Here is a 26,147-nt window from a genome sequence, read left to right on the forward strand (position 1 = left end):
CGAGTGTCCCTGATCGCTTCAGACCACTTCCGCATCGTTGTCGGCCTCGGCAAGAGCGGCATGTCCCTGGTTCGCTTCCTGGCGAACCGGGGCACGTCGTTTGCCGTGGCCGATACGCGGGAAAATCCACCGGAGCTGGTCACGCTGCGCCGTGACTACCCGCACGTGGAAGTGCGTTGTGGCGAGCTGGATGTCGAGTTTCTGTGCCGTGCCGATGAGCTCTACGTGAGCCCCGGCCTGGCCCTGGCGACCCCGGCCCTGCAAGCGGCGGCGGCCCGTGGCGTGAAGTTGTCCGGCGACATCGAGCTGTTCGCGCGTAACGCGAAGGCGCCGATCGTGGCCATCAGCGGTTCCAATGCAAAAAGCACCGTGACCACCCTGGTGGGCGAGATGGCGGCTGCGGCCGGCAAGCACGTGGCCGTGGGCGGCAACCTCGGCACGCCGGCGCTGGACCTGCTCAACGACGACGTCGAGCTGTACGTGATGGAGCTGTCGAGCTTCCAGCTGGAAACCACTGACCAGCTCAACGCCGAGGTGGCCACCGTGCTCAACGTCAGCGAGGACCACATGGACCGCTACAGCGGCCTGCCGGCGTATCACCTGGCCAAGCACCGGATCTTCCGTGGCGCGCGGCAAGTGGTGGTGAACCGTCAGGATGCCCTGAGCCGTCCGCTGATCGGCGAAGGTCTGCCGTGCTGGACCTTCGGCCTGAACAAGCCTGACTTCAAGGCCTTCGGCCTTCGGGAAGAGAACGGCGAGAAATACCTGGCCTTCGAATTTCAGAACCTGATGCCGGTGCGCGAACTGAAAATCCGTGGTGCCCACAACCAGGCCAACGCCCTGGCGGCGCTGGCGCTCGGTCACGCCGTCGGCTTGCCGTTCGACGCCATGCTCTCGGCCCTGCGCAGCTTTGCCGGCCTTGAGCATCGCTGCCAGTGGGTTCGCGAGCTGGATGGTGTTGGCTATTACAACGATTCCAAGGCCACCAACGTCGGTGCGGCACTCGCTGCCATCGAAGGCTTGGGTGCCGACATTCAGGGCAAGGTCGTGCTGATCGCCGGTGGCGACGGCAAGGGTGCCGACTTCAAGGACCTTAAAGGCCCGGTCGCCGCCAACTGCCGCGCCGTGGTGTTGATGGGCCGTGATTCCGGCCTGATCGCCGATGCCCTGGGCGACGCCGTACCGCAGGTGCGCGCGCAGTCCCTGGACGATGCCATCGCCCAATCCAAAGCCTTGGCTCAGCCGGGCGACGTGGTGCTGCTGTCGCCTGCCTGCGCCAGTTTCGACATGTTCAAGAACTACGAAGAGCGCGGCCAGCTGTTCGCCCGCGCCGTGGAGGCCTTGGCATGAGTATCAATTTCCGTAACATCATCAAGCCGTACCCGTCGCCGATCATTACCGGGCGCGGTATCGACCTGGACTTCCCGATGCTCGCCGGTTGCCTCGCGCTGCTGGGCCTGGGCCTGGTGATGATCACCTCGGCCTCCTCGGAAGTGGCTGCGGTGCAATCGGGCAACACCCTGTACATGATGATCCGTCACCTGGTGTACCTGGTGATCGGTCTCGGTGCCTGCATCGTCACCATGATGATCCCGATCGCCACCTGGCAGCGCCTGGGTTGGCTGATGCTGGTGGGCGCCTTCGGCCTGTTGGTGATGGTGATCCTGCCCGGCATCGGGCGTGAGGTGAACGGCTCGATGCGCTGGATCGGCTTCGGTGCGTTCAACGTGCAGCCCTCGGAAATCGCCAAGGTGTTCGTGGTGATCTACCTCGCCGGCTACCTGGTGCGGCGCCAGAAAGAAGTACGCGAAAGCTGGATGGGCTTCTTCAAGCCGTTCATCGTGCTGCTGCCCATGGCCGGCCTGTTGCTGATGGAGCCGGACTTCGGTGCCACCGTCGTAATGATGGGCGCGGCGGCGGCGATGCTGTTCCTCGGCGGCGTCGGCCTGTTCCGCTTCACCTTGATGGTGGTGCTGGCGGTGGCCGCCGTGACCATTCTGGTGCAGGCGCAACCCTACCGGATGGCCCGTCTGATTACCTTTACCGACCCGTGGTCCGATCAGTTCGGTTCCGGCTACCAGTTGACCCAGGCGTTGATCGCCTTCGGTCGCGGTGAGTGGCTGGGCGTGGGCCTGGGCAATAGCGTGCAGAAGCAGTTCTACCTGCCGGAAGCCCACACCGACTTCGTGTTCTCGGTACTCGCCGAAGAGCTGGGCGTGGTCGGTTCGCTGTGCACCGTCGCGCTGTTCGTGTTCGTGTGTGTTCGCGGCATGTACATCGGCTTGTGGGCCGAAAAGGCCAAGCAATATTTCGCCGCCTACGTGGCGTACGGCTTGTCGTTCCTGTGGATCGGCCAGTTCCTGATCAACATCGGGGTGAACGTCGGCCTGCTGCCGACCAAGGGCCTGACCTTGCCGTTCCTCAGCTACGGCGGCAGCTCGTTGGTGATTTGCTGCGCCTGTCTCGGGTTGTTGCTGCGTATCGAGTGGGAGAGTCGGACCCACCTGGGCAGCGAAGAGATGGAGTTCAGCGAAAGCGACTTCGCCGAGGAGCCGAACCATGGGCGCTAACGTGCTGATCATGGCAGGCGGCACCGGTGGCCACGTGTTCCCGGCGCTGGCCTGTGCCCGTGAGTTCCAGAACCGTGGCTACACCGTGCATTGGCTCGGTACGCCGCGCGGCATCGAAAATGATCTGGTACCGAATGCCGGCTTGCCGCTGCATTTGATCAACGTCACCGGCTTGCGTGGCAAGGGCAAATTGTCCCTGCTGAAGGCGCCGTTCGTGTTGCTCAAGGCCGTGTGGCAGGCGCGCAAGGTGATCCGCGAAGTGAAGCCGGTATGCGTGCTGGGCTTTGGTGGCTACGTGACCGGCCCGGGTGGTGTTGCGGCAAGACTCGCCGGCGTGCCAGTGATCGTCCACGAGCAGAATGCCGTGGCCGGCACTGCCAACCGCCTGCTGGTGCCCTTGGCTGCACGGGTATGCGAGGCGTTTCCGAAGACCTTTGGTGCCGCGGACAAGTTGCGTACCACCGGCAACCCGGTGCGTACCGAACTGTTCATGGACATCGCCCGCCAGCCATTGGCCGGTCGCAAGGCGCACCTGTTGATCCTGGGCGGAAGCCTGGGCGCCGAACCGTTGAACAAATTGCTGCCTGAAGCGGTGTCGCAACTCCCCGTGGAGCTGCGCCCCGAGATCTTCCATCAGGCCGGCAAGAACCACGATGAAGTGACCGCCACGCGCTACCGCGATGCGGGTGTGGAGGCGAATGTGCAGCCCTTCATCAAAGACATGGCCCAAGCCTATGGCTGGGCCGACCTGGTGGTCTGTCGCGCAGGTGCGTTGACCGTCAGTGAACTGGCTGCCGCCGGTCTGCCGTCCTTGCTGGTGCCTTTGCCCCACGCGATCGACGATCACCAGACCCGCAACGCCGAATATTTGGCTGGGGAGGGCGCTGCCTTCCTGCTGCCGCAAAGAACGACTGGCGCCGCCGATTTGGCCGCACGCCTGACCGAGGTTTTGATGCAACCGGAACGACTGAACAGCATGGCGAGCACCGCAAGCCGCCTGGCCAAACCTGACGCAACCCGCACCGTGGTCGATATCTGCCTGGAGGTGGCCCATGGTTGAGAATCAGAAAGCCATGCCACAGCCGGAAATGCGCCGCATCCGTCGCATCCACTTCGTCGGTATCGGCGGCGTGGGCATGTGCGGGATCGCCGAAGTGTTGCTGAACCTGGGTTACCAGGTGTCCGGCTCCGACCTGAAAATGTCGCCGGTCACCGAGCGCCTGGAATCGTTTGGCGCAAAAATCTTTATCGGCCACCGCGCCGAGAACGCTGCCGAAGCCGACGTGCTGGTGGTCTCCAGCGCTGTGAACACCTCCAACCCGGAAGTGGCCACCGCCCTTGAACGCCGCATTCCCGTAGTGCCGCGTGCCGAAATGCTGGCTGAGCTGATGCGCTACCGCCACGGCATCGCCGTCGCCGGTACCCACGGCAAGACCACCACCACCAGCCTGATCGCCTCGGTGTTCGCTGCCGGTGGCCTGGACCCGACTTTCGTCATCGGTGGCCGCCTGAATGCAGCCGGCACCAATGCACAACTGGGGACCAGCCGTTACCTGATCGCCGAAGCCGATGAAAGCGACGCCAGCTTCCTGCACCTGCAACCGCTGGTGGCCGTGGTGACCAACATCGACGCCGACCACATGGCGACCTACGACGGCGACTTCAACAAACTGAAGAAAACCTTCGTCGAGTTCCTGCACAACCTGCCGTTCTACGGTCTGGCCGTGGTGTGCCTGGACGATCCGGTGGTGCGTGAAATCCTGCCGCTGGTGAAGCGTCCGACCGTGACCTACGGCTTCAGCGAAGACTGCGACGTGCGCGCAATCAATGTGCGCCAGCAGGGCATGCAGACCTTCTTCACCGTGCTGCGTCCTGACCGCGAGCCGCTGGATGTCTCGGTAAACATGCCGGGCAACCACAACGTACTCAACTCCCTGGCGACCATCTGCATCGCCTCCGACGAAGGCGTCAGCGATGAAGCCATCGTCGAAGGCCTGTCGGGTTTTGCCGGTGTGGGTCGTCGCTTCCAGGTCTACGGCGAACTGCCGGTGGACGGCGGCAACGTGATGCTGGTGGACGACTACGGTCACCACCCGACCGAAGTGGCAGCGGTGATCAAGGCCGTACGCGGTGGCTGGCCGGAACGCCGCCTGGTGATGGTGTACCAGCCGCACCGCTACAGCCGTACCCGCGACCTGTACGACGATTTCGTCAATGTACTGGCGGATGCCAACGTGTTGCTGCTGATGGAAGTCTACCCGGCCGGTGAAGAACCGATCCCGGGTGCCGACAGCCGCAAGCTGTGCAACAGCATCCGTCAACGCGGCCAGTTGGACCCGATCTACATCGAGCGTGGTGTGGACCTGGCGCCGATCGTCAAGCCGCTGCTGCGTGCCGGCGACATCCTGCTGTGCCAGGGTGCCGGTGACATCGGTGGCCTCGCCCCTAAATTGCTGGCAAGCCCGCTGTTTGCCGCCGCACAGGGGAAGTCGAAATGACCACTGACTACGGCTCCCTGTTCTCGACCATTCAACCTGCCGACTTCGGCCGGGTTGCGGTGCTGTTCGGTGGCAAGAGCGCTGAGCGTGAAGTGTCGCTGAAGTCCGGCAATGCCGTGCTGGAAGCGCTGCAAAGTGCCGGTGTGAATGCGTTCGGCATCGACGTGGGTGATGACTTCCTGTCGCGCCTGCAGGCCGAGAAGATCGACCGCGCCTTCATCATTCTTCACGGACGTGGCGGTGAAGATGGCAGCATGCAGGGCCTGCTGGAGTGCCTGGGCATTCCGTATACCGGCAGCGGCATCCTCGCTTCGGCCCTGGCCATGGACAAGTTGCGGACCAAGCAGGTGTGGCACAGCCTGGGTATTCCGACCCCGCGTCACAGCGTGCTGTGCAGCGAAGACGATTGTATTTCTGCAGCCAAGGAACTGGGCCTGCCTTTGATCGTCAAACCAGCCCATGAAGGCTCCAGTATCGGCATGGCTAAAGTGAACTCAGCCGCCGAATTGATTGACGCATGGAAAGCGGCCAGTACCTACGATTCGCAAGTGTTGGTGGAACAGTGGATTCAAGGTCCCGAGTTCACCATCGCTACTCTGCGTGGCCAGGTATTGCCGCCCATCGCATTGGGCACGCCCCACACCTTTTACGACTACGACGCCAAGTATGTGGCCTCCGATACCCAGTACCGGATCCCGTGCGGCCTCGACGCAGCCAAGGAACAGGAATTGATGGACCTCACGGCGAAAGCCTGTGAGGCGCTGGGTATCGCCGGTTGGGCGCGGGCAGACGTGATGCAGGATGACCAGGGGAACTTCTGGTTCCTGGAAGTCAACACTGCACCCGGGATGACCGACCACAGCCTGGTACCCATGGCCGCTCGTGCCGCCGGCCTGGATTTCCAGCAGTTGGTGCTGGCGATCCTGGCAGCAAGCATAGAGCCACGAGGCTAAGACCATGAACGGCGCATCGCTTCGTCATCAGCAACCCGCTCCCGGCCGCAAGCCGGTGCCGCGTGGTGCCAGCCGAATGGTGGCTAAAGAGCCGATGTCGGCGCGCATGCCGAAAGCCAACTTTGGTTTTCTCAAGGCGCTGTTCTGGCCGGTGATCCTGGTGGCCCTGGGGTTCGGTACGTATGAAGGCGCCCAGCGCCTGCTGCCGTATGCCGACCGGCCGATCACCAAGATCAGCGTGCAGGGTGACTTGAGCTACATCAGCCAGCAAGCCGTGCAGCAGCGAATCGCCCCGTTTGTGGCGTCGAGCTTCTTCACCATCGACCTGGCAGGCATGCGCTCCGAGCTGGAACAGATGCCATGGATTGCCCACGCCGAAGTACGTCGCGTGTGGCCGGATCAAGTGACGATCCGCCTGGAAGAACAACTGCCCGTGGCCCGTTGGGGTGATGGTGCGCTGTTGAACAACCAGGGCCAGGCGTTTGCACCTCGCGAAGTGGCGAATTACGAGCACCTGCCGCAGTTGTTCGGGCCGCAGCGGGCGCAGCAGCAAGTGATGCAGCAGTACCAGGCGTTGAGCCAGATGCTGCGGCCGTTGGGCTTCTCGATTGCGCGACTGGAATTGCGCGAGCGGGGCAGCTGGTTTTTGACCACGGGTGCAGGCAGTTCCGGCCCGGGCATCGAGTTGTTGCTGGGACGCGGCAACCTGGTGGAAAAGATGCGCCGTTTTATCGCCATCTATGAAAAGACCTTGAAAGAACAGATTACGAACATTGCGAGCATCGACCTGCGTTACGCCAACGGCCTTGCCGTCGGCTGGCGGGCCCCTGCGGCGCCCACGGCAGCGCAACCTGCTGTCGCGAAGAATTAAGAAGAGGCAGGACCCATGGCAAACGTGCAAAGCGGCAAAATGATCGTCGGTCTGGATATCGGCACCTCCAAGGTGGTGGCGCTGGTAGGCGAGGTCGCGGACGACGGCACGCTGGAAATCGTCGGAATCGGCACGCATCCGTCCCGGGGCCTGAAGAAGGGCGTGGTGGTGAATATTGAATCCACCGTGCAATCGATCCAGCGCGCCATCGAAGAAGCGCAGCTGATGGCCGGTTGCCGGATTCACTCGGCATTTGTCGGCGTTGCCGGCAACCACATCCGCAGCCTGAATTCCCACGGCATCGTCGCGATTCGCGACCGCGAAGTCAGCTCGGCCGACCTGGAGCGGGTACTCGACGCAGCGCAAGCCGTGGCGATCCCGGCTGACCAGCGCGTGCTGCACACCCTGCCGCAGGACTACGTGATCGATAACCAGGAAGGCGTTCGCGAGCCCCTGGGCATGTCGGGCGTACGTCTGGAAGCCAAGGTTCACGTAGTGACCTGCGCCGTCAACGCTGCACAGAACATTGAAAAATGCGTGCGCCGCTGCGGGCTGGAAATCGACGACATCATTCTCGAGCAGTTGGCTTCGGCTTACTCGGTACTGACCGACGACGAAAAAGAACTGGGCGTGTGCCTGGTGGACATCGGCGGCGGCACCACGGACATCGCGATCTTCACCGAGGGTGCGATTCGTCACACCGCGGTGATCCCGATTGCCGGTGACCAGGTGACCAACGACATCGCCATGGCGTTGCGCACACCGACCCAGTACGCCGAAGAAATCAAGATCCGTTACGCCTGCGCCCTGGCCAAGCTGGCCGGTGCTGGTGAAACCATCAAGGTGCCAAGCGTGGGCGACCGTCCACCGCGCGAACTGTCGCGCCAGGCATTGGCCGAAGTGGTCGAGCCGCGCTACGACGAACTGTTCACCCTGATCCAGGCTGAACTGCGTCGCAGCGGCTACGAAGATTTGATCCCGGCCGGCATCGTGCTGACCGGTGGCACCTCGAAGATGGAAGGCGCGGTCGAACTGGCCGAGGAAATCTTCCACATGCCGGTCCGCCTGGGCGTGCCCCATGGCGTGAAAGGCCTGGGCGACGTAGTGCGCAACCCGATTTATTCCACCGGTGTGGGCTTGCTGTTGTACGGGCTGCAAAAGCAGACCGACGGCATTTCCCTGTCGGGCCCGAGCAACCGCGACAGCTACAGAAGCGACGACGAAGCGAAAGCGCCGTTGTTCGAGCGGTTGCAGGCTTGGGTGAAAGGCAATTTCTAAAGATTTACCGCAACACCGTTTCAAGTAGTAGGCGAAAAAACTAGAGAAATGAAAGGAGAGGGAAAATGTTCGAACTCGTAGACAACATCCCCGCAAGCCCGGTCATCAAAGTGATCGGCGTCGGCGGTGGCGGCGGCAACGCTGTCAACCACATGGTCAAGAGCAACATTGAAGGCGTTGAATTCATCTGCGCCAACACTGACGCCCAGGCCCTCAAGAGCATCGGTGCACGCACCATCCTGCAATTGGGCACAGCCGTGACCAAGGGCCTGGGTGCCGGCGCGAATCCGGAAGTCGGCCGTCAAGCCGCCCTGGAAGACCGCGAGCGCATCGCTGAAGTGCTGCAAGGCACCAACATGGTGTTCATCACCACGGGCATGGGCGGTGGTACCGGTACCGGTGCTGCGCCGATCATTGCCGAAGTGGCCAAGGAAATGGGGATCCTGACGGTTGCCGTCGTGACCCGTCCATTCCCGTTCGAAGGTCGCAAGCGCATGCAGATCGCCGATGAAGGCATCCGTCTGCTGTCCGAAAGCGTCGACTCGTTGATCACCATTCCCAACGAGAAGCTGCTGACCATCCTCGGCAAGGACGCAAGCCTGCTGTCTGCGTTTGCCAAGGCTGACGATGTACTGGCCGGTGCCGTTCGCGGTATCTCCGACATCATCAAGCGTCCGGGCATGATCAACGTCGACTTTGCCGACGTACGTACCGTGATGAGCGAAATGGGCATGGCGATGATGGGCACTGGCTGCGCCAGCGGTCCGAACCGTGCACGTGAAGCTACCGAAGCGGCCATCCGCAACCCGTTGCTGGAAGACGTGAACCTGCAAGGCGCACGCGGCATCCTGGTGAACATCACCGCCGGTCCTGACCTGTCCCTGGGTGAGTACTCCGACGTGGGTAGCATCATCGAAGCCTTCGCTTCCGAGCACGCCATGGTCAAGGTCGGTACCGTTATCGATCCGGACATGCGCGACGAACTGCACGTGACCGTTGTTGCGACCGGCCTGGGTGCGAAAATCGAGAAGCCTGTAAAGGTCATCGACAACACCGTCCATACCAGCCACGCCAGCCAGCAAGCTGCCGCTCCAGCGCCTTCGCGCCAGGAACTGCCGTCTGTGAACTATCGTGACCTGGATCGTCCGACCGTGATGCGCAACCAGGCTCAGGCCGGTGCTGCTGCATCCCGCAGCCCGAATCCGCAAGATGACCTGGACTACCTGGACATCCCGGCTTTCCTGCGTCGTCAGGCCGATTAATGGAATGTATCAGGGCTATGAAGGTGATTGGTGTTCAGCAAAGGTCTGGTCTGCTATTATCGCCAGCCTTTGTTGATACCAGTTCGCAATTTGCGCTGAAGCGGTCCAAGCCATGATTAAACAACGCACCCTGAAGAATATTATCCGTGCCACAGGTGTAGGTCTGCACTCCGGGGAGAAGGTATACCTGACCCTCAAGCCCGCACCTGTCGACACCGGCATCGTGTTTGTTCGTGCCGACCTGGACCCTGTGGTGCAGATACCTGCTCGCGCGGAAAATGTTGGCGAAACCACGATGTCGACCACGTTGGTCAACGGTGACGTCAAAGTGGACACGGTGGAGCACTTGCTCTCGGCCATGGCCGGTCTGGGCATCGATAACGCCTACGTCGAGCTCTCCGCGTCCGAAGTCCCGATCATGGATGGCAGCGCCGGACCCTTCGTATTCTTGATTCAATCTGCCGGCCTGGAAGAACAGGACGCAGCCAAGAAGTTCATTCGCATTCTGCGGGAAGTGACAGTAGAAGACGGCGACAAGCGCGCCACCTTCGTCCCGTTCGAAGGCTTTAAAGTGAGCTTTGAGATCGATTTCGATCACCCGGTATTCCGTGACCGCACCCAAAGTGCAAGCGTGGATTTTTCCAGCACTTCGTTCGTAAAAGAAGTCAGCCGCGCCCGTACCTTTGGTTTCATGAGTGACATCGAGTACCTGCGCAAGCACAACCTCGCACTCGGCGGCAGCGTTGAAAACGCCATTGTGGTCGACGCGGATGGTGTACTGAACGAAGACGGCCTTCGCTATGAAGACGAATTCGTGAAGCACAAGATCCTCGATGCAATCGGTGACCTCTACCTGCTGGGCAATAGCCTGATAGGCGAGTTCAAAGGCTTCAAGTCTGGCCACGCCCTGAACAACCAACTGCTGCGCAAGCTGATTGCACAGACAGATGCCTGGGAAGTCGTGACCTTCGAAGATGCCAGCACCGCACCGATCTCTTACATGCGTCCCGTCGCGGCGGTGTAAGTAACAACTCTCTTTCCTTTTGTTTTTAAAGGCTGCCTTCGGGTGGCCTTTTTTTTGATCGTTCCCACGCTCTGCGTGGTAACGCCTCCTGTGACGCTTTGCGTCACGGCTTTAAAGCGCCGGCATCAACAACGCGATTACGCCCGGTATGCTTGGCCTCATACAGCGCCTGGTCGGCGTTGAGCAGTAATTCCTCCAGCGTGGTGCGGCTGTTTTTGGTCCAGGTACTGAGGCCGATGCTGACTGTAATCGGCACCGTATCCCCGCTCACTCGCGGCAGGTGTTCGACACTGCTGCGGATATGTTCAGCAATCACGCGTGCACCCTGGCTGTCGGTATGCGGCAGCACCACTGCAAATTCTTCCCCGCCATAGCGAGCAGCGAGGTCGGCCGGGCGGCGGATATTGCCCTCGATCACCTGCGCCACCGTGCGCAGTGCCTCGTCGCCACCTTGATGGCCATGTCGGTCGTTGAACGCCTTGAAGTGGTCCACGTCAATCATCAGCACCGTCAACGGCTCGGCCGAACGCTGGGCGCGGTCCCATTCCAGGCGCAGGCGCTGGTCCAGGGTGCGGCGGTTGGCCAGGCCGGTAAGCGCGTCGGTGGCTGCCAGTTCTGACAGCACCTGTTCGGCACGGTGGCGCCTGCGCAGTTCCATGCAGAGCATCCAGGTCAGCCACAAAAGGCCGATGCACAAAATCCCGGTAGCGCCGCTGATCACCAGTGCTGCGCGCTTCCAGGGGGCGAATATGTCATTCGTGGACAGCCCCACGACGACGATCAGCGGTAAATCGCCCACCGTTGAGAAGGTATACAGGCGGTGCTCCTCATCCACACTGGAAGTGCCGCGAAAGTTGCCGTCGCGCTCGTGCAATATGCGCGCGACGTTGGGCCGCTGGCTGAGGTCCTTGTCGATCATGTCCCGTTCCAGCAACGGCTGCTGGGCCAGCAGGATGCCTTGCTGGTTGATCAGGTTGATGGTGCTGTCGCTGCCGATATTCAGGCTGCGGAACAGTTGCTGAAAGTACGACAGGCGCATGGTGGCCACGGCCACGCCGAGGAATCGCCCATCCGGCCCGGAAACCCGGCGGCTGAAAGCGATACGCCATTGGTCGTCACACACGCAGCGCGCCATGAAGGGCCGGCTGATGAACAGCCCCAGGTCGGGATTCTGCCGATGGGCCTGGAAGTAGTCGCGGTCGGCGAAGTTGGCGGATTTGGGTGTCTGCAGGGCTGAGTCGGCAATCACGTTGCCATCCTTGTCCAGCAACAGGATGTCGCCTTTGTAGGGCGCCGCTTCCGAACGGTCGAACAGCACCAGGTGACGGATGCCGGCCGATACCCCAGCCAAATCAGTGCGTTCGGTGGCGGCGATCAGCCCTTTGATCGACAAGTCGTACAGCTCGACGTTGCGCAGCACGTCGGCGTCGATCAGTTGGGTGATGTTATTGGCCGTGCGCTGGGCCGCCTGCAACGTGTTGGCGTGTTCGCGAATCAGCAGCACCGCGACCACCAGCATGATCAGCAGCACCGTGACGCAACTGCCGATGATCAGCAGCAGCTCCGGGCGGTGGGTGGGGCGGGGCGGGCGGGTAGTGCCTGGGCTCATCGGGCGTACTTCTGCTTCGAGGATGCCCTTAGCGTAGTTGCTGATAACGGCTTATGTGGCCTGGCTGTGAACGATGCGGTTGCGCCCGGAATGCTTGGCGTCATACAGCGCCCGATCGGCACTCAGCAGCAGCTCTTCCAGCGAGCCACGGCTGCGTTTGTCCCAGGTACTGAGCCCGACGCTGACGGTGACCGACAGCGCGTCGCCGTCTGCCGGTGGCAAGTGCTCCACCGCACTGCGGATATGTTCGGCGATGGTGCTTGCGCCCTCGCCGTCGGTATCCGGCAGGATCACCGCGAACTCTTCGCCGCCGTAGCGCGCGGCCAGGTCGGCGGGGCGACGAATATTGCTGCCGATGACCCGGGCCACGTTGCGCAAGGCCTCATCGCCACCCTGGTGACCATGGCGGTCGTTGAAGGCCTTAAAGTGGTCGACATCAATCATCAGCAAGGCCAGTGGCTCGCCTGAGCGTTGCGCGCGCTCCCATTCCAGGCGCAGGCGCTGGTCGAGGGTGCGGCGGTTGGCCAGGCCGGTGAGGCCGTCGGTGGCCGCCAGTTCCGACAACACCTTCTCGGCGCGATAGCGGCGGCGCAGTTCCAGGCGCAGCATCCAGGTCAGCCACAACAGCCCCACACACAGCACGCCGGTGGCGCCACTGATCAGCAGGGCGGCGCGCTTCCAGGCGGCAAACACGTCATCGCTCGACAACGCCACCACCACAATCAGCGGCAGCGCGCCGACGCTGGTGAAGGTGTACAGCCGTTGCGCGCCACTGATGGCGGAGATGGCGCTGAAACTGCCGCTGCCTTCGCGCAGCATTCGCTTGAAGTTGGGCCGCGCGCTCAGGTCCTTGTTGATCATGTCTCTTTCGAGCAGCGGCTGCTGGGCCAACAGGATGCCGTCGTTATTCAGCAGGTTGATGCTGCTGCCGCTGCCGATGGTCAGGCTATTGAACAACTGGTCGAAATACGCCAGGCGCATGGTTGCCACCGCCACACCGGCAAACTCGCCATTGGGTCCGGGCACCCGGCGGCTGAAGGCGATGCGCCAGACTTGATCGCAGTCGCAACGAATCTTGAAGGGCCGACTGATGAACAGCCCGGCATCGGGGTTCTGCTGGTGGATCTGGAAATAGTCGCGATTGGCGAAGTTGCGGGGCGTGGGCGCCAGCGTGGAAGAGTCGGCGGTGACCGCGCCGGTTTTGTCCAGCAGCAGGACTTCGCCTTTGAAAGGGGCGGCCGTGGACTGGTCGAACTGCACCATATGCAGGACTTCGGCGGAAACCTGGGGCAGGTCATCGCGAGTGGTTGCGGTGATCAGGCCGTTCAGCGCCAGGTCGTAGAGCTCGACGTTGCGCAGCACATCGGCATTGATCAGTTGGGTGATATTGCTGGTGGAACGCTTGGCTGCCTGCAAGGCGCTGGCGTGTTCGCGGATCAGCAGTACGGCAACGATGACCACGATCAGCACGACAGTAAGGCCACTGCCCAGAATCAGCAAAAGCTCCGGGCGTGCAGGAAGGGTGAAGGCGCGGCGTTGACTCATGGGACTGGCTTCGGCACTCAAGATGCTGGCAGTTTAGTTCCATGCTGTGAAAAATAAGTCGTCGCCGCTAAAAGAAAGCCTGAAGGTTAAAAAACGTCAATCGGATAGTCGACGATCACGCGGTACTCATCCACGTCCCGGTCCACTGCCGCGTAGCCATTGCCGCCGCGATTGGTCGCCCATTGCAGGCGCACGGCCAGATCCTTGGCCTTGCCGCCTTGCACCACGTACTTGAGGTCGATGTCCCGTTCCCAGTGCTTGGCGTTCTTGCCGTCGGCACTGTACCAGGATGAGTAACCACGGCTGTCCGGATCGACCGTGGTCAGGTCGGTCTTGCCGCTGATGTAAGACACTGCCGAGGTCAGGCCCGGCAGGCCCAGCCCGACGAAGTCATAGGCGTACTTGAGCTTCCACGAGCGCTCGTTGGGGCCGTTGAAGTCGGAGTATTGCTGGGAGTTGTCCAGGTAGATGCTGTCGCCCTGGCTGATGTAGTCGAACGGCGTGTTGCCGTTGACCCGCTGGTAGGCGGCGGTAACGCTGTGATTGCCCACGCCCACGGTGAAATGCAGGCTGTAGGTGTTGTTGTCGATGTTGCCCAGCAAGGCTTTGCCGGTCTCCTGGGTGTGGTAGTAGTGCAGGCCCGGGTTCAGGCTGACCAGCTCGTTCAACTGCCAGGTGTAGTCCAGGTCGTAGTAGTACTGGTTCCAGATGTCCTTGAGTTCGGACGCGTACAGGTTGCTGGTCAACCCCGGCACGCCGCTGAAGGACACGCCGGCCCAGTCCAGGTGGCGGCTGTCTTCGCCATTGGGCAATGCGCCGTAGCTGGTGCCGATGCGGCGACGGCCGCTCTGGTTGTAGAGCTTGGTGAAGCTGGCCTGGCCGCCTTCGAACATCCAGCCGTCCAGGCTGTGATTGGTCAGGCTCACGCCGCGGAAGGTCTGCGGCAGCATGCGGGTCATGCCGCCGGCAATCATCGGGTTGTTGAGGAACAGGTCGCCGGCTTTCAGTTCGGTGTCGAAGGCGCGCATTTTCAGGGTGGCGCCGGCGGTGGAGAACGAGCCGGGCGCTTTGCCGTTGCCGGAGCTTACCGGCAGGATGCTCGAGCCATCGGTGCCGCCACCGCCGTCGAGCTTGAGGCCGAGCATGGCGTTGGCGTCCAGGCCGAAGCCGACGATGCCGGGGGTGTAGCCGGATTCGAAGATGCCGATGAAGCCCTGGCCCCATTCCTTGCTGTCATCGGTGTGAATGTCGCGACGGTCGCGGTTCATGTAGTAGTTGCGGGTGTTGATCTTGAAGCTGGAACCTTCGACGAAGCCGTCGGTGGCCGGGGTGTCTGCCGCGTGGGCAAGGGGAACGATCGTTGCAGCAATCGCGAGGAATAACGGGGTGAACGTCAGCGAGGTTTTCACCGGTGGAGCTCCTTTGGGTCAATCGAAACCGGCCAGTGTTGTTGGGGTTCCTGGCCTTTTTTCAGCGCAAAAAAAAGCCGCTGAACTCAGCGGCTTTAAGACAGATTCCCAGTGTAGAGCCCTGGAAATAAGTCGAGGGAAATCGGGGGAGAGCGGGTCGGTCTTAACCGCTGCGCTCATCGATGCGACAAATTAGCGCAGGTGAGCGGTGCGATACAGAGTGTAACAAGATAATGACTGTTGCCCAAATCGCAACAGTCTGGCTGTGGGGTGTGAGGGCCGGCCTGACAAGCCCTACCCAAGAATGTTAGCGTGCTTGCCATTCCCACGTAGTCGATGAGCCTGCCTTCCATGAAAAAGACCGTCCTCGCCTTCAGCCGCGTCACCCCGGAAATGATCGAACGCCTGCAACAGGATTTCGATGTCATCGCCCCCAACCCCAAGCAGGGCGACATCAACGCCCAGTTCAACGAAGCCTTGCCCCATGCCCACGGCCTGATCGGCGTAGGCCGCAAACTGGGCCGCGCGCAACTGGAAGGTGCGAGCAAACTGGAAGTGGTTTCCAGCGTGTCGGTGGGCTACGACAACTACGACCTGGCGTACTTCAATGAGCGCGGGATCATGCTCACCAACACCCCGGATGTGCTCACCGAAAGCACCGCCGACCTGGCCTTCGCCCTGCTGATGAGCAGCGCCCGCCGCGTCGCCGAGCTGGACGCCTGGACCAAGGCCGGCCAGTGGAAAGCCAGCGTCGGCGCGCCGTTGTTTGGCTGTGATGTACACGGCAAGACCCTGGGTATCGTCGGCATGGGCAACATCGGCGCGGCCGTCGCCCGTCGGGGTCGCCTGGGTTTCAATATGCCGATTCTATACAGCGGTAACAGCCGCAAGACCGAACTGGAACAGGAACTCGGCGCGCAATTTCGCAGCCTCGACCAGTTGCTGGCCGAAGCCGATTTCGTCTGCCTGGTGGTGCCGTTGAGCGAGAAAACCCGCCACCTGATCAGCCATCGTGAACTGGGCCTGATGAAGTCCAGTGCGATCCTGGTGAACATCTCCCGTGGCCCGGTGGTGGATGAGCCGGCGCTGATCCAGGCCCTGCAAAACCAGACCATCCGTGGTGCGGGCCTGGATGTGTATGAGCAGGAGCCGCTGTCCGAGTCGCCGCTGTTCCAGCTGAGCAATGCGGTGACCCTGCCGCACATCGGCTCGGCCACCAACGAGACCCGCGAAGCCATGGCCAACCGCGCCCTGGAAAACCTGCGCAGCGCCTTGCTGGGCGAGCGTCCGCAGGATCTGGTAAACCCGCAGGTGTGGAAGGGCTGACGACTGCTTGTTGTAGGTAGGAGCGAGCTTGCTCGCGAAAAGCGTCAACGATAACGCGGGCAGCCTGGATAAACACAGCGCCCTCAGGTTCTTCGCGAGCAAGCTCGCTCCTACAGTTTTTCGCGTGCAAGTCGATAACGGTCTATAGATCGTCATCCCTGATCCACAGAAGGTTTTTATGTCCACCACCAAAGCCCGCGCAGATTCACTCTCGCTTCTGCTCTTTACCTTGCGCAGCGGCAAGCTGATGGCGATCAACCTGCTGAAAGTCAGTGAAATCATTCCCTGCCCGCCGCTGACCAAGCTGCCGGAGTCGCACCCCCACGTCAAAGGCATCGCCACCTTGCGCGGCACCGCGTTGTCGGTGATCGACCTGAGCCGCGCCCTGGGGGAAATGCCCCTGCAAGACCCGGACGGCGGCTGCCTGATCGTCACCGATGTAAGCCGTTCCAAGCAGGGCCTGCATGTGCAGGCGGTAAGCAAGATCGTGCACTGCCTGACCACCGACATTCGCCCGCCGCCGTTTGGTTCCGGCGGTACGCGTTCGTTTATCACCGGTGTGACCCAGGTCGAAGGCGCCCTGGTGCAAGTGCTGGACATCGAGAAAGTCATCCACGGCATCGCCCCGGCGCAGATCGAAGCGGCGCCCACCGACCTGACCATGGAAGAAGCCGAAGTGCTGGGCAACGCCCGAATCCTGGTGGTGGACGACAGCCAGGTGGCGCTGCAGCAGTCGGTGCACACCCTGCGCAACCTCGGCCTCACCTGCCACACCGCCCGCAGTGCCAAGGAAGCCATTGACCGTTTGCTGGAGCTGCAAGGCACCGTCGAGCAAATCAACGTGGTGGTCTCGGACATCGAAATGTCCGAAATGGACGGCTACGCCTTTACCCGCACCCTGCGGGAAACCCCGGACTTCCAGGACCTTTATGTGCTGCTGCACACCTCCCTGGACAGTGCGATGAACAGCGAAAAAGCCCGCCTGGCCGGTGCCAATGCGGTACTCACCAAGTTTTCTTCGCCGGAACTGACCAAGTGCCTGGTGGTAGCCGCCCAGACCGTGGCGCAACAGGGCCTGTGACCGGTGGGTGAATATTTTCAGCTGCTGCGTCGCGACCTCACCGGCAGCCTGCCCGCCCCGCAATGGCCGGCGGGCATCCAGCTGGATCATTACCGCGAAGCCATGGCCCCGGCGATCCACGCGGTATTGAGCCTGGCCCAGGAACAAGGCGGCGGACGGGTCGGCTCCCTTGAGCACTGGCGCCAGCAGTTCGTTACCGATGCCGAGTTCGACCCAAAACTGTGCCTGGTGGCGAGTAACGCCAGCGGCATCCTGGGTGTGTCCCAATGCTGGACCAGCGCCTACATCAAGAACCTGGCCATTCACCCCTGTGCCCAGGGCATGGGGTTGGGCCGTGCGTTATTGCTGCACACCTTCCAGGTGTTCAAGCAACGCGGCGAAGCGTTTGTCGACCTCAAGGTGCTGGAGTCCAACTTGCGGGCACGGCGGCTGTATGAACGTGCGGGCATGGTGTTTGTGCTTCGCGACCTTGTCCCCGAGGAATGACGGCGCTGGCGCATAACTTGCTTTGCACAGAGGCAGAACGGTGAACAGAGGCAAAAACCCGCCACCGTTCATGAGTGCCTTCTGACCTTGCCTGGTGACAGATCCTCCATGAATACCCATTTTTCCTGCGTCGGTTGCGGTAAATGCTGCACCGACCACCATGTGCCCTTGACCCTCGAAGAAGCCCGCAGCTGGGCGGCTGACGGCGGTAATGTCATCGTGCTGGTGGAAGGTTTCCTGGGCAGTGGCCTGGGGCTGCCCGAGTTGCAACGTGACCACGCACAACGCCGTTCCGCCATCGTGCCCAGCGGCAATACCGAGGCGTATGTGGCAATCACCTTTGCCGCCTATAACGCCGGGCGCTGCCGGAATCTTGACGAAGACGACCGTTGCCGCATTTACGAGCGGCGGCCGTTGGTGTGCCGCATCTACCCCATGGAGATCAACCCGCACATCCCGTTGAACCCCGGCGCCAAGGACTGCCCGCCGGAATCCTGGGAGCAGGGGCCGGCGCTGATCGTGGGGGGCGAGTTGATGGACAAGGAGCTGGCCGAGTTGATCCGCCGCTCACGCCAGGCTGACCGCGATGATATCCAGGCCAAGGAAGCCGTGTGCGGGTTGCTGGGCATCCGTACCACGGCGCTCAAGGGCGATGGGTTTACCGCGTACTTGCCCGACATGGGCCTGTTTGCCCAGGCGATCGAGTTGGCGACGCAAGAAGTCGTGCAGGCCAATGAGTGGGTGTTTCATGTGTCCGGGATGGACATTGCCGAGCAACTGCTGGATGCCGGCGCCCGGATTGCCACCGAGGTGCCGGCGAACTACGCCTTCATTTCATTGCGGGCGGCTTAAGCGCTAGCGGCGCTTGCCCCAGAATTCCTCCGCCAACCGCCGCAAGTCATCCGCCAGCCCCGCCACGTCGCCTGAGCTGAGCTGGCTCTGCTGGCCAGCGCTGACCGTCACTTCCCCGGCATTGCGAATGCCGATGATGTTGCGGTTGATGTCCTCGCTCACCGCACTCTGTTCTTCCACCGCCGCCGCAATCTGCTGGCTCATGGCGGTAATCCGGGTCACTCGCTGGCTGATCCCATCCAGTGCGGCAGCGGCGCGCTGGGCCTGATCGACGCTGGCCTCCACATGCTGGCTGCTTTGCGCCATCGCCTGCACCGCATCCCGGGCGCCGCCTTGCAGGGTGCTGATCATGCGCTGGATCTCATTGGTCGAATCCTGTGTACGCTGGGCCAGGCCTCGTACCTCATCGGCCACCACGGCAAACCCGCGTCCTTGCTCCCCGGCCCGCGCCGCTTCGATGGCGGCATTCAGCGCCAGCAGGTTGGTCTGTTCGGCAATCGCCCGGATCACTTCCAGCACCCCGGAAATATCGCCGCTGTGGCTTTCCAGTTGATGGATCACTGCGGTGGCCCGCGCCAGTTCCTCGGACAAACGCAGCACCGCGTCGCGGCTTTCATCCACCCGTTGATGGCCCTCGCGGGTTTCGCTGCCGGCCTGGTCAGCGGCCCTGGACGCCTGCAGCGCGTGCTCGGCGACTTGCGCCACGCTGGCGGCCATTTGATTGATCGCGGCGGCGACCTGATCCGTCTGGGTCTGTTGGCCGAGGCTGCTGGTGTGGCTGCTGTCCAGTTGTTGCACCAGCGCCGCGGCATGGCCGGACAGACGTTGCGACGCATCGCCAATCCGGCCGACCACTGCGCCCACCTGGGCCTCCAGCATCTGCATGGCAAACTCGATACGCCCGAACTCGTCCTTGCGCCCGGTGTAGATCGCCTGGCTCAGCGGGTTATCGGCAATCAGCCGTGCCCGCTGGTTCAACTGTGCCAGGGGCCGTAACAAGCCATGCACACCCGCTACCCCCACGGCGCAGGCCGCCGTTCCCGCCAGCAGTTGCCAGGTCAGCGGATAAGGCGCCAGCCCAAGGCCCAATGCCCAGGTTGCGGCGCAAGCCCCCAGGACCCATGCCGACAGCTTGAAGGTCATGCCCACCACGGGCCGTGCTCGCCGAGTGCCGGCACGCAGGCGGGCATAGGCCCGTTCGGCCCGACGCACCCGCCGTGCATCGGGCTTGGTGCGCACCGATTGATACTCCACCGTCACGCCGTCCCGGGTGACCGGCGTGGCATAGGCACTGACCCAATAGTGATCGCCGTTCTTGCAGCGATTTTTCACCATACCCATCCACGAGCGACCGCTTTTCAATACCTGCCACATGTGCGCAAACGCCGCGGCCGGCATGTCCGGGTGACGCAGCAGGTTGTGCGGCGTGCCCAGCAGCTCCTCGCGGGTGTAGCCGCTGATATCGATGAAGTCCTGGTTGGCGTAGGTAATTGCGCTGGTCAGGTCGGTGGTCGAGAGGATATTGGCGTCGGGGGCAAAATCCACATTTCGACCGGTGACCGGCAGATTGATCTTCATGGAAAAGCGCGCTCGTGATTGTTGGAGGAGTCGGCAGGGCGTCGACTCTAAGCGCACCGGTTGGGCAAATACTGATCCAGCTCATGTTCCGCGCAATTAATTGGCCATTACGGTCTGGAGAGCGGCGCGTCCAGGCGGTAGGGCTCGATGATGCGTTGGTATTCGCCGCTCTGCTTCAGTTGCTCGAGGGCGTGATTGAGGGCGCTGCGCAAGGCGGTGTCGGGCTTGCGCAGTGCGATCGCCACGCCGTTACCCAGCAGTTCGGTGGAGACGTGAGGGCCGAGGAAGTCGAAAACCTGACCATCAGCGGTGTCGAGCAGCGCCTCACGGATTTCCACGGTGCCTTGCAATGTTGCATCGATGTCGCCTGCCAGCAGGCTGCGGATCAACTCGTCATTGCGCCAGAATGCCTTGACGATGACCCCCTTGGGCGCCCACTTCGACAGGGCGAAGGCTTCGCGGTTGCTGCCCACCAGAACGCCCACGCGCTTGCCCTTCAGTGACCGTGGGGTCGGCTTCAACCCTGATGTCTTGCGGGCCACCAGGCGCGTGGTGATCGGATAAAGGTTATCGGTGAAATTCACCCGCTGGCGCCGTTTCAGTGTAGGGGCCATGCCCATGATCGCGTCGAATTGCCTGGCTTCAAGGGCGGGGAAGTTTTCCACAAGGACCTGGTCGACCCAGGTACACCGCACATTGAGCTGTATGCACAGGGCATTGCCCAGCTCGATGTTCAGCCCTGCAAGCTGGCCATGTTGATTGCGGCTTTGGAAGGGTGGAAATTGCGCAGCAACGGCGAAACGAATTTCATGCCGTGGTTGACCGCTGGCCGCAGTGGTGGAGAAAACGCTGGCCATCAGCGACAACAACAGCACGACACAGGTGCGTATCAGAACCACAGGGGACGTCCTTTTCCAGAAAACCAGCTTTACCACGTCCAGCCCCGAGCGAAAGAGTCGGGGCAAGCGGGTGTCATGCAAGCTTTCAAGAATTGGCCGCAGGCCTACAAGGCGAAACGTCAGTAACTGTTGTAGGCATAAATCTCCATTACGGAGGATTTATTACCGGTCAGCGCTTGCCCATCGAGCGACGGGTGCCGGGAGGCGCCATGCCCGGGCTCTTGGTGTGGCCGTTCTTGGCGCCGTTTTTGTACCACGGCTGGCTGGCGTTTTTCGCCCCGGCCAGTTCGCCCGGCTTGAACGGAAACTTGAACGCCGGGATCTCGGCCTTGGTTTCGCCTTCGACGCTGTCAGGGTTGGCCTGTTGGTCGATGTCGACCGCTTCAACAGCGGGTTGTGTCGGGGAATTCATGGAAGCTCCGGGGAGTACTGAAAATGACGCGGGCCCGACTTGCAGGCCACACCGCCGCGCAGTATACCTGCGCGCCTCGGATCTTTAACCACTGCTCGTACGAATGGTCGGACTTTACTGACGGCGCTGTCAGTTAGCAGTCACTTTGCTGACCCGGTTGGCGGGCTATAAAGAGCCTTCATTCTTCCGATCCTTTGCCCTGGCGCCTCACCCCATGCACATTCAACGAAAACCTGCCTTGATCGTGGGCGTCCTTGTGGTACTGGCCGTGGTTGCCTGGGTGGTGACCCGCCCGGCCAAGACCAAACTGACCGTATCGTCGGCGATCCCGGTGCGGGTGATCAGCGTCAAACAGCAGGACATCCCGCGGTTTGTCAGCGGCATCGGCTCGGTGCTGTCGTTGCACAGCGTGGTGATTCGCCCGCAGATCGACGGCATCCTTACCAAATTGCTGGTCAAGGAAGGTCAACTGGTGAAGGCCGGTGACCTGCTGGCGACCATTGATGACCGCTCGATCCGCGCCAGCCTGGACCAGGCCAAGGCGCAACTCGGGGAAAGCCAGGCGCAACTGCAAGTCGCGCTGGTCAACCTCAAGCGCTACAAGGAACTGAGCATCGACGACGGCGTGTCCAAGCAGACCTATGACCAGCAACAAGCCCTGGTCAACCAGCTCAAGGCCACGGCCCAAGGCAACCAGGCCGCGATTGATTCGGCCCAGGTGCAGCTTTCGTACACCCAGATTCGCTCGCCGGTTACCGGTCGCGTCGGGATTCGCACGGTGGATGAAGGCAACTTCCTGCGCATGAGCGACACCCAGGGCTTGTTCTCCGTGACCCAGATCGACCCGATTGCCGTCGAGTTCTCCCTGCCGCAACAGATGCTGCCGACCCTGCAAGGCCTGATCGCCGCGCAACTGCCCGCCGACGTCAACGCCTACATGGGCGCCGACACCGACGGCCAGACCGGCGACCTGTTGGGCGAAGGTCGCCTGAGCCTGATCGACAACCAGATCAGCGGCACCACCGGCACCATCCGCGCCAAGGCCGAGTTCAGCAACGGCGCACAGAAACTCTGGCCGGGGCAGTTGGTGACGATCCGCATCCAGACCGCCCTGCACAAGAATGCCCTGGTGGTGCCGCCTACCGTGGTGCAACGAGGCCTGGATTCGCACTTCGTGTACCGGCTCAAGGGGGACAAGGTAGAGGTGGTGCCGGTGCAGGTGCTGTACCAGAACAGCGACATGAACATCCTCCAGGGTGTGCAGGCCGGCGATGTGCTGGTCAGCGACGGCCAGTCCCGGCTCAAGGCGGGCGCCCAGGTCGATGTGCTCAAGGAGCCGCCGCAGGTGATCCAGACCGTTGATGCCAAGGTGCAGCCATGAGCGGCAGTCGTTCGCCGTCGGCCTGGTGCGTCGACCACCCGGTCGCCACCTTGCTGCTGACCTTCGCTTTGGTATTGCTCGGGATGATCGCTTTCCCACGCCTAGCCATCGCCCCACTGCCGGAAGCGGAATTTCCGACGATCCAGGTCAGCGCCACGCTGCCCGGCGCCAGCCCGGACACCATGGCCTCATCCGTGGCAACGCCGCTGGAGGTGCAATTCAGCGCCATCCCCGGCATGACCCAGATGACTTCCAGCAGTGCCTTGGGTTCCAGCCTGCTGACCCTGCAATTCACCCTCACCAAGAGCATCGACACCGCCGCGCAAGAAGTGCAGGCGGCGATCAACACCGCGTCCGGCAAACTGCCCAGCGACATGCCGAGCCTGCCGACCTGGAAGAAGGTCAACCCGGCGGACAGCCCGGTGCTGATCCTCAGCGTCAGCTCCGACAGCATGCCCAGCACCGAGCTGAGCGACTACGTGGAAACCCTGCTGGCCCGGCAGATCAGCCAGATCGACGGGGTCGGCCAGATCAACATTACCGGCCAGCAACGCCCGGCCATCCGGGTGCAGGCGTCGGCCGATAAACTCGCGGCCATCGGCCTGACCCTGGCGGACGTGCGCCTGGCGATCCAGCAATCGAGCCTGAACCTGGCCAAGGGCGCGATCTACGGCGAGAACAGCGTGTCGACCCTCTCGACCAACGACCAGTTGTTCCACCCCGAGGATTACGCCCAACTGATCGTGTCCTACAAGGACGGGGCACCTGTACAGCTGCGGGATATCGCCAAAGTCATCAACGGCTCGGAAAACGCCTACGTGCAGGCCTGGTCCGGCGACACCCCAGGCGTCAACCTGGTGATCTCCCGCCAGCCCGGCGCGAATATCGTCGAGACCGTGGACCGCATTCAAGCCGAACTGCCGCGCCTGCAAGCCATGCTGCCGGCCTCGGTGCAGGTCAGCGTGTTGACCGACCGCACCAAGACCATCCGCGCGTCCCTGCATGAAGTGGAAGTGACCCTGCTGATCGCCATCCTGCTGGTGGTGGCGGTGATGGCGCTGTTCCTGCGCCAGCTGTCGGCCACGTTGATCGTGTCCAGCGTGCTCGGCGTGTCGCTGGTGGCCAGTTTTGCCCTGATGTACCTGATGGGCTTCAGCCTGAACAACCTGACCCTGGTGGCGATCGTGATCGCCGTGGGGTTTGTGGTGGACGATGCGATCGTGGTGGTGGAGAACATTCACCGCCACCTGGAAGCGGGCCTCGACAAGCGCGAAGCCGCAATCAGGGGCGCGGGTGAAATCGGCTTTACCGTGGTCTCCATCAGCTTCTCGCTGGTGGCGGCGTTTATCCCGCTGCTGTTCATGGGCGGTGTCGTGGGGCGGTTGTTCAAGGAGTTTGCCTTGACAGCCACCTCGACCATCCTGATTTCGGTGGTGGTCTCGCTGACCCTGGCGCCGACCCTGGCCGCATTGTTCATGCGCGCACCAACCCATCATGCCCACGACAAACCCGGTTTCAGCGAACGCCTGCTGGCCGGCTATGCGCGCAATCTGCGCCGCGCCCTGGCCCATCAACGCACCATGGCCGCGATCTTCATGGTGACCCTGGCCCTGGCCGTGGTCGGCTACGTGTTTATCCCCAAGGGTTTCTTTCCGGTACAAGACACCGGCTTCGTCCTCGGCACCAGCGAAGCCGCGGCCGACGTGTCGTTCCCGGACATGGTCGCCAAGCACAAGGCAATCGCCGAGATCGTCAAGGATGACCCGGCGGTGGAAGCGTTCTCCCATTCGGTGGGTGTGACCGGCAGCAACCAGACCATCGCCAACGGCCGGTTCTGGATTGCCTTGAAAGATCGCGGGGACCGCGACGTGTCGGCCAGCCAGTTTATCGACCGGATCCGCCCGAAACTGGCGAAAGTGCCGGGCATCGTCCTGTACCTGCGGGCCGGCCAGGACATCAACTTGAGCTCCGGCCCCAGCCGCGCCCAGTACCAGTACGTGCTCAAGAGCAATGACGGCCCGACCCTGAATACCTGGACCCAGCGCCTCACCGAAAAACTGCGGGCCAACCCGGCGTTCCGCGACCTGTCCAACGACTTGCAGCTGGGCGGCAGCATCACCCACATCAGCATCGACCGTCAGGCCGCCGCGCGGTTTGGCCTCACCGCCACCGATGTGGACCAGGCACTGTACGACGCCTTCGGCCAGCGCCAGATCAACGAATTCCAGACCGAGATCAACCAGTACCAGGTGGTGCTGGAACTGGACACCCAGCAACGCGGCAAGGCCGAAAGCCTGAACTACTTCTACCTGCGCTCGCCGCTGACCAACGAGATGGTGCCGCTGTCGGCGGTGGCCAAGGTCGACCCGCCTACCGTCGGGCCGTTGTCCATCAGCCATGACGGCATGTTCCCGGCGGCCAACCTGTCGTTCAACCTGGCACCCGGCGTCGCGTTGGGCGATGCGGTGATCCTGCTCAACCAGGCGAAGAATGAAATCGGCATGCCGACCACCATCATCGGCAACTTCCAGGGCGCGGCCCAGGCGTTCCAGAGTTCATTGGCCAGCCAGCCCTGGCTGATCCTCGCGGCACTGGTGGCGGTCTACATTATCCTGGGTGTGCTGTACGAGAGCTTCGTGCACCCGCTGACGATCATCTCCACCTTGCCGTCGGCGGGGTTGGGGGCGCTGATCATGTTGTCACTGATGGGCCAGGACTTTTCGATCATGGCGTTGATCGGCCTGGTGCTGCTGATCGGGATCGTGAAGAAGAACGGTATCCTGATGATCGACTTCGCCCTGGACGCCCAGCGCGTACGCGGCCTGCCGCCCGAGGAAGCGATTTACGAGGCGTGTGTCACGCGGTTCCGGCCGATCATCATGACCACCCTGGCCGCCCTGCTGGGTGCGGTGCCGCTGATGCTGGGCTCCGGCCCCGGCGCGGAAATGCGCCAGCCGCTGGGTATCGCGGTGGTGGGCGGGTTGCTGGTGAGCCAGGCGCTGACGCTGTTCACCACACCGGTCATATACTTGTACCTCGAGAAGTTTTTCCACAGACCCAAACCAGCTCCCCAGCTGGCAATCACACACTGAGGCTGAGGCCCCGTCCTGGAA

General features: G+C 62.3%; 21 protein-coding genes and 2 pseudogenes. 16 read left to right on the forward strand and 7 right to left on the reverse strand.

The window, feature by feature from the left end:
* The first annotated feature begins 3 nt into the window (after positions 1 to 3).
* From murD to lpxC, 9 genes are all read left to right on the forward strand, one after another.
* Positions 4 to 1,350 carry a UDP-N-acetylmuramoyl-L-alanine--D-glutamate ligase gene (murD, locus tag HX817_RS11605; RefSeq protein WP_177040265.1) on the forward strand — a complete coding sequence of 449 codons (1,347 nt, stop codon included), beginning with the start codon at positions 4 to 6 and terminating at the stop codon, positions 1,348 to 1,350.
* Complete coding sequence (gene ftsW, locus HX817_RS11610) at positions 1,347 to 2,570, forward strand: putative lipid II flippase FtsW (RefSeq protein WP_003216215.1); 1,224 nt, start codon at positions 1,347 to 1,349, stop codon at positions 2,568 to 2,570. Before murD ends, ftsW begins: the two co-directional genes overlap by 4 nt.
* Complete coding sequence (gene murG, locus HX817_RS11615) at positions 2,560 to 3,630, forward strand: undecaprenyldiphospho-muramoylpentapeptide beta-N-acetylglucosaminyltransferase (RefSeq protein ID WP_003216217.1); 1,071 nt, start codon at positions 2,560 to 2,562, stop codon at positions 3,628 to 3,630. The genes ftsW and murG overlap by 11 nt, the downstream gene beginning before the upstream one ends.
* Positions 3,623 to 5,068: a UDP-N-acetylmuramate--L-alanine ligase gene (gene murC, locus HX817_RS11620; RefSeq protein ID WP_003216219.1), complete on the forward strand. Its 1,446-nt coding sequence runs from the start codon at positions 3,623 to 3,625 to the stop codon at positions 5,066 to 5,068. Before murG ends, murC begins: the two co-directional genes overlap by 8 nt.
* Complete coding sequence (locus HX817_RS11625; protein ID WP_003216220.1) at positions 5,065 to 6,021, forward strand: D-alanine--D-alanine ligase; 957 nt, start codon at positions 5,065 to 5,067, stop codon at positions 6,019 to 6,021. Before murC ends, HX817_RS11625 begins: the two co-directional genes overlap by 4 nt.
* Before the next feature lie 4 nt (positions 6,022 to 6,025).
* On the forward strand, positions 6,026 to 6,892 hold the full coding sequence (locus tag HX817_RS11630; RefSeq protein WP_023659197.1) for a cell division protein FtsQ/DivIB: 867 nt from the start codon (positions 6,026 to 6,028) through the stop codon (positions 6,890 to 6,892).
* A gap of 15 nt (positions 6,893 to 6,907) precedes the next feature.
* Positions 6,908 to 8,170 (forward strand): cell division protein FtsA, encoded by a 1,263-nt coding sequence (gene ftsA, locus HX817_RS11635; protein ID WP_003216224.1) that lies wholly within the window; start codon positions 6,908 to 6,910, stop codon positions 8,168 to 8,170.
* A 65-nt stretch (positions 8,171 to 8,235) separates the two neighbouring features.
* Positions 8,236 to 9,432, forward strand: a complete 1,197-nt coding sequence (gene ftsZ / locus HX817_RS11640) for a cell division protein FtsZ (RefSeq protein WP_003216225.1) — start codon at positions 8,236 to 8,238, stop codon at positions 9,430 to 9,432.
* Positions 9,433 to 9,544: 112 nt separating this feature from the next.
* Positions 9,545 to 10,456 (forward strand): UDP-3-O-acyl-N-acetylglucosamine deacetylase, encoded by a 912-nt coding sequence (gene lpxC / locus HX817_RS11645; RefSeq protein ID WP_003216227.1) that lies wholly within the window; start codon positions 9,545 to 9,547, stop codon positions 10,454 to 10,456.
* A gap of 103 nt (positions 10,457 to 10,559) precedes the next feature.
* Here lpxC and HX817_RS11650 read toward each other — a convergent pair whose 3' ends face one another.
* The 3 genes from HX817_RS11650 to HX817_RS11660 form a co-directional block, all read right to left on the reverse strand.
* Complete coding sequence (locus HX817_RS11650; protein ID WP_008434209.1) at positions 10,560 to 12,065, reverse strand: diguanylate cyclase; 1,506 nt, start codon at positions 12,063 to 12,065, stop codon at positions 10,560 to 10,562.
* 51 nt (positions 12,066 to 12,116) lie between these two features.
* The gene (locus HX817_RS11655; protein WP_003216231.1) at positions 12,117 to 13,610 is read right to left on the reverse strand and encodes a sensor domain-containing diguanylate cyclase; all 1,494 of its coding nucleotides are present in this window, start codon (positions 13,608 to 13,610) and stop codon (positions 12,117 to 12,119) included.
* 86 nt (positions 13,611 to 13,696) lie between these two features.
* On the reverse strand, positions 13,697 to 15,019 hold the full coding sequence (locus tag HX817_RS11660) for an OprD family porin (protein WP_177040266.1): 1,323 nt from the start codon (positions 15,017 to 15,019) through the stop codon (positions 13,697 to 13,699).
* A gap of 351 nt (positions 15,020 to 15,370) precedes the next feature.
* On the opposite strand from HX817_RS11660, the gene HX817_RS11665 reads away from it, so the two are divergent.
* From HX817_RS11665 to HX817_RS11680, 5 genes and pseudogenes are all read left to right on the forward strand, one after another.
* Positions 15,371 to 16,345 (forward strand): D-glycerate dehydrogenase, encoded by a 975-nt coding sequence (locus HX817_RS11665; protein WP_003216236.1) that lies wholly within the window; start codon positions 15,371 to 15,373, stop codon positions 16,343 to 16,345.
* Positions 16,346 to 16,373: 28 nt separating this feature from the next.
* A pseudogene (locus tag HX817_RS31300) lies at positions 16,374 to 16,472 on the forward strand (outer membrane lipoprotein carrier protein LolA); the annotation flags it as partial.
* 51 nt (positions 16,473 to 16,523) lie between these two features.
* On the forward strand, positions 16,524 to 17,426 hold the full coding sequence (locus tag HX817_RS11670; RefSeq protein ID WP_102369883.1) for a chemotaxis protein CheV: 903 nt from the start codon (positions 16,524 to 16,526) through the stop codon (positions 17,424 to 17,426).
* Positions 17,427 to 17,429: 3 nt separating this feature from the next.
* The gene (locus HX817_RS11675) at positions 17,430 to 17,912 is read left to right on the forward strand and encodes an N-acetyltransferase (protein WP_177040267.1); all 483 of its coding nucleotides are present in this window, start codon (positions 17,430 to 17,432) and stop codon (positions 17,910 to 17,912) included.
* Positions 17,913 to 18,020: 108 nt separating this feature from the next.
* The gene (locus tag HX817_RS11680) at positions 18,021 to 18,764 is read left to right on the forward strand and encodes a YkgJ family cysteine cluster protein (RefSeq protein WP_177040268.1); all 744 of its coding nucleotides are present in this window, start codon (positions 18,021 to 18,023) and stop codon (positions 18,762 to 18,764) included.
* 3 nt (positions 18,765 to 18,767) lie between these two features.
* On the opposite strand, the gene HX817_RS11685 is transcribed toward HX817_RS11680, so the two are convergent.
* The 4 genes and pseudogenes from HX817_RS11685 to HX817_RS11695 all read right to left on the reverse strand — a co-directional run bounded on the left by HX817_RS11685 (position 18,768) and on the right by HX817_RS11695 (position 21,653).
* On the reverse strand, positions 18,768 to 19,814 hold the full coding sequence (locus HX817_RS11685) for a methyl-accepting chemotaxis protein (RefSeq protein WP_371132889.1): 1,047 nt from the start codon (positions 19,812 to 19,814) through the stop codon (positions 18,768 to 18,770).
* A gap of 246 nt (positions 19,815 to 20,060) precedes the next feature.
* Positions 20,061 to 20,342: pseudogene (locus tag HX817_RS31610) on the reverse strand (PAS domain-containing protein); the annotation flags it as partial.
* Positions 20,343 to 20,449: 107 nt separating this feature from the next.
* Entirely contained in the window at positions 20,450 to 21,241 is a 792-nt protein-coding gene (locus HX817_RS11690) for a transporter substrate-binding domain-containing protein (RefSeq protein ID WP_008434195.1), read from the reverse strand.
* 169 nt (positions 21,242 to 21,410) lie between these two features.
* Entirely contained in the window at positions 21,411 to 21,653 is a 243-nt protein-coding gene (locus tag HX817_RS11695) for a hypothetical protein (protein WP_003216247.1), read from the reverse strand.
* 214 nt (positions 21,654 to 21,867) lie between these two features.
* Here HX817_RS11695 and HX817_RS11700 point away from each other — a divergent pair, with 214 nt between their 5' ends.
* Both HX817_RS11700 and HX817_RS11705 read left to right on the forward strand, forming a co-directional pair.
* Positions 21,868 to 23,034 (forward strand): efflux RND transporter periplasmic adaptor subunit, encoded by a 1,167-nt coding sequence (locus HX817_RS11700; RefSeq protein WP_177040270.1) that lies wholly within the window; start codon positions 21,868 to 21,870, stop codon positions 23,032 to 23,034.
* The gene (locus HX817_RS11705; protein WP_177040271.1) at positions 23,031 to 26,126 is read left to right on the forward strand and encodes a multidrug efflux RND transporter permease subunit; all 3,096 of its coding nucleotides are present in this window, start codon (positions 23,031 to 23,033) and stop codon (positions 26,124 to 26,126) included. The genes HX817_RS11700 and HX817_RS11705 overlap by 4 nt, the downstream gene beginning before the upstream one ends.
* Positions 26,127 to 26,147: the final 21 nt, after the last annotated feature.

The organism is Pseudomonas sp. C6002 (assembly GCF_013385805.1).
GTDB lineage: Bacteria > Pseudomonadota > Gammaproteobacteria > Pseudomonadales > Pseudomonadaceae > Aquipseudomonas.

Excerpts from the sequence above, each read along its gene's own strand:
- ftsW (WP_003216215.1), top strand. The coding sequence starts at position 1,347 with ATGAGTATCAATTTCCGTAACATCATCAAGCCGTACCCGTCGCCGATC.
- murG (WP_003216217.1), top strand. The coding sequence starts at position 2,560 with ATGGGCGCTAACGTGCTGATCATGGCAGGCGGCACCGGTGGCCACGTG.
- murC (WP_003216219.1), top strand. The coding sequence starts at position 3,623 with ATGGTTGAGAATCAGAAAGCCATGCCACAGCCGGAAATGCGCCGCATC.
- HX817_RS11625 (WP_003216220.1), top strand. The coding sequence starts at position 5,065 with ATGACCACTGACTACGGCTCCCTGTTCTCGACCATTCAACCTGCCGAC.
- HX817_RS11630 (WP_023659197.1), top strand. The coding sequence starts at position 6,026 with ATGAACGGCGCATCGCTTCGTCATCAGCAACCCGCTCCCGGCCGCAAG.
- ftsA (WP_003216224.1), top strand. The coding sequence starts at position 6,908 with ATGGCAAACGTGCAAAGCGGCAAAATGATCGTCGGTCTGGATATCGGC.
- ftsZ (WP_003216225.1), top strand. The coding sequence starts at position 8,236 with ATGTTCGAACTCGTAGACAACATCCCCGCAAGCCCGGTCATCAAAGTG.
- lpxC (WP_003216227.1), top strand. The coding sequence starts at position 9,545 with ATGATTAAACAACGCACCCTGAAGAATATTATCCGTGCCACAGGTGTA.
- HX817_RS11650 (WP_008434209.1), bottom strand. The coding sequence starts at position 12,065 with ATGAGCCCAGGCACTACCCGCCCGCCCCGCCCCACCCACCGCCCGGAG.
- HX817_RS11655 (WP_003216231.1), bottom strand. The coding sequence starts at position 13,610 with ATGAGTCAACGCCGCGCCTTCACCCTTCCTGCACGCCCGGAGCTTTTG.
- HX817_RS11665 (WP_003216236.1), top strand. The coding sequence starts at position 15,371 with ATGAAAAAGACCGTCCTCGCCTTCAGCCGCGTCACCCCGGAAATGATC.
- HX817_RS11670 (WP_102369883.1), top strand. The coding sequence starts at position 16,524 with ATGTCCACCACCAAAGCCCGCGCAGATTCACTCTCGCTTCTGCTCTTT.
- HX817_RS11680 (WP_177040268.1), top strand. The coding sequence starts at position 18,021 with ATGAATACCCATTTTTCCTGCGTCGGTTGCGGTAAATGCTGCACCGAC.
- HX817_RS11695 (WP_003216247.1), bottom strand. The coding sequence starts at position 21,653 with ATGAATTCCCCGACACAACCCGCTGTTGAAGCGGTCGACATCGACCAA.
- HX817_RS11700 (WP_177040270.1), top strand. The coding sequence starts at position 21,868 with ATGCACATTCAACGAAAACCTGCCTTGATCGTGGGCGTCCTTGTGGTA.
- HX817_RS11705 (WP_177040271.1), top strand. The coding sequence starts at position 23,031 with ATGAGCGGCAGTCGTTCGCCGTCGGCCTGGTGCGTCGACCACCCGGTC.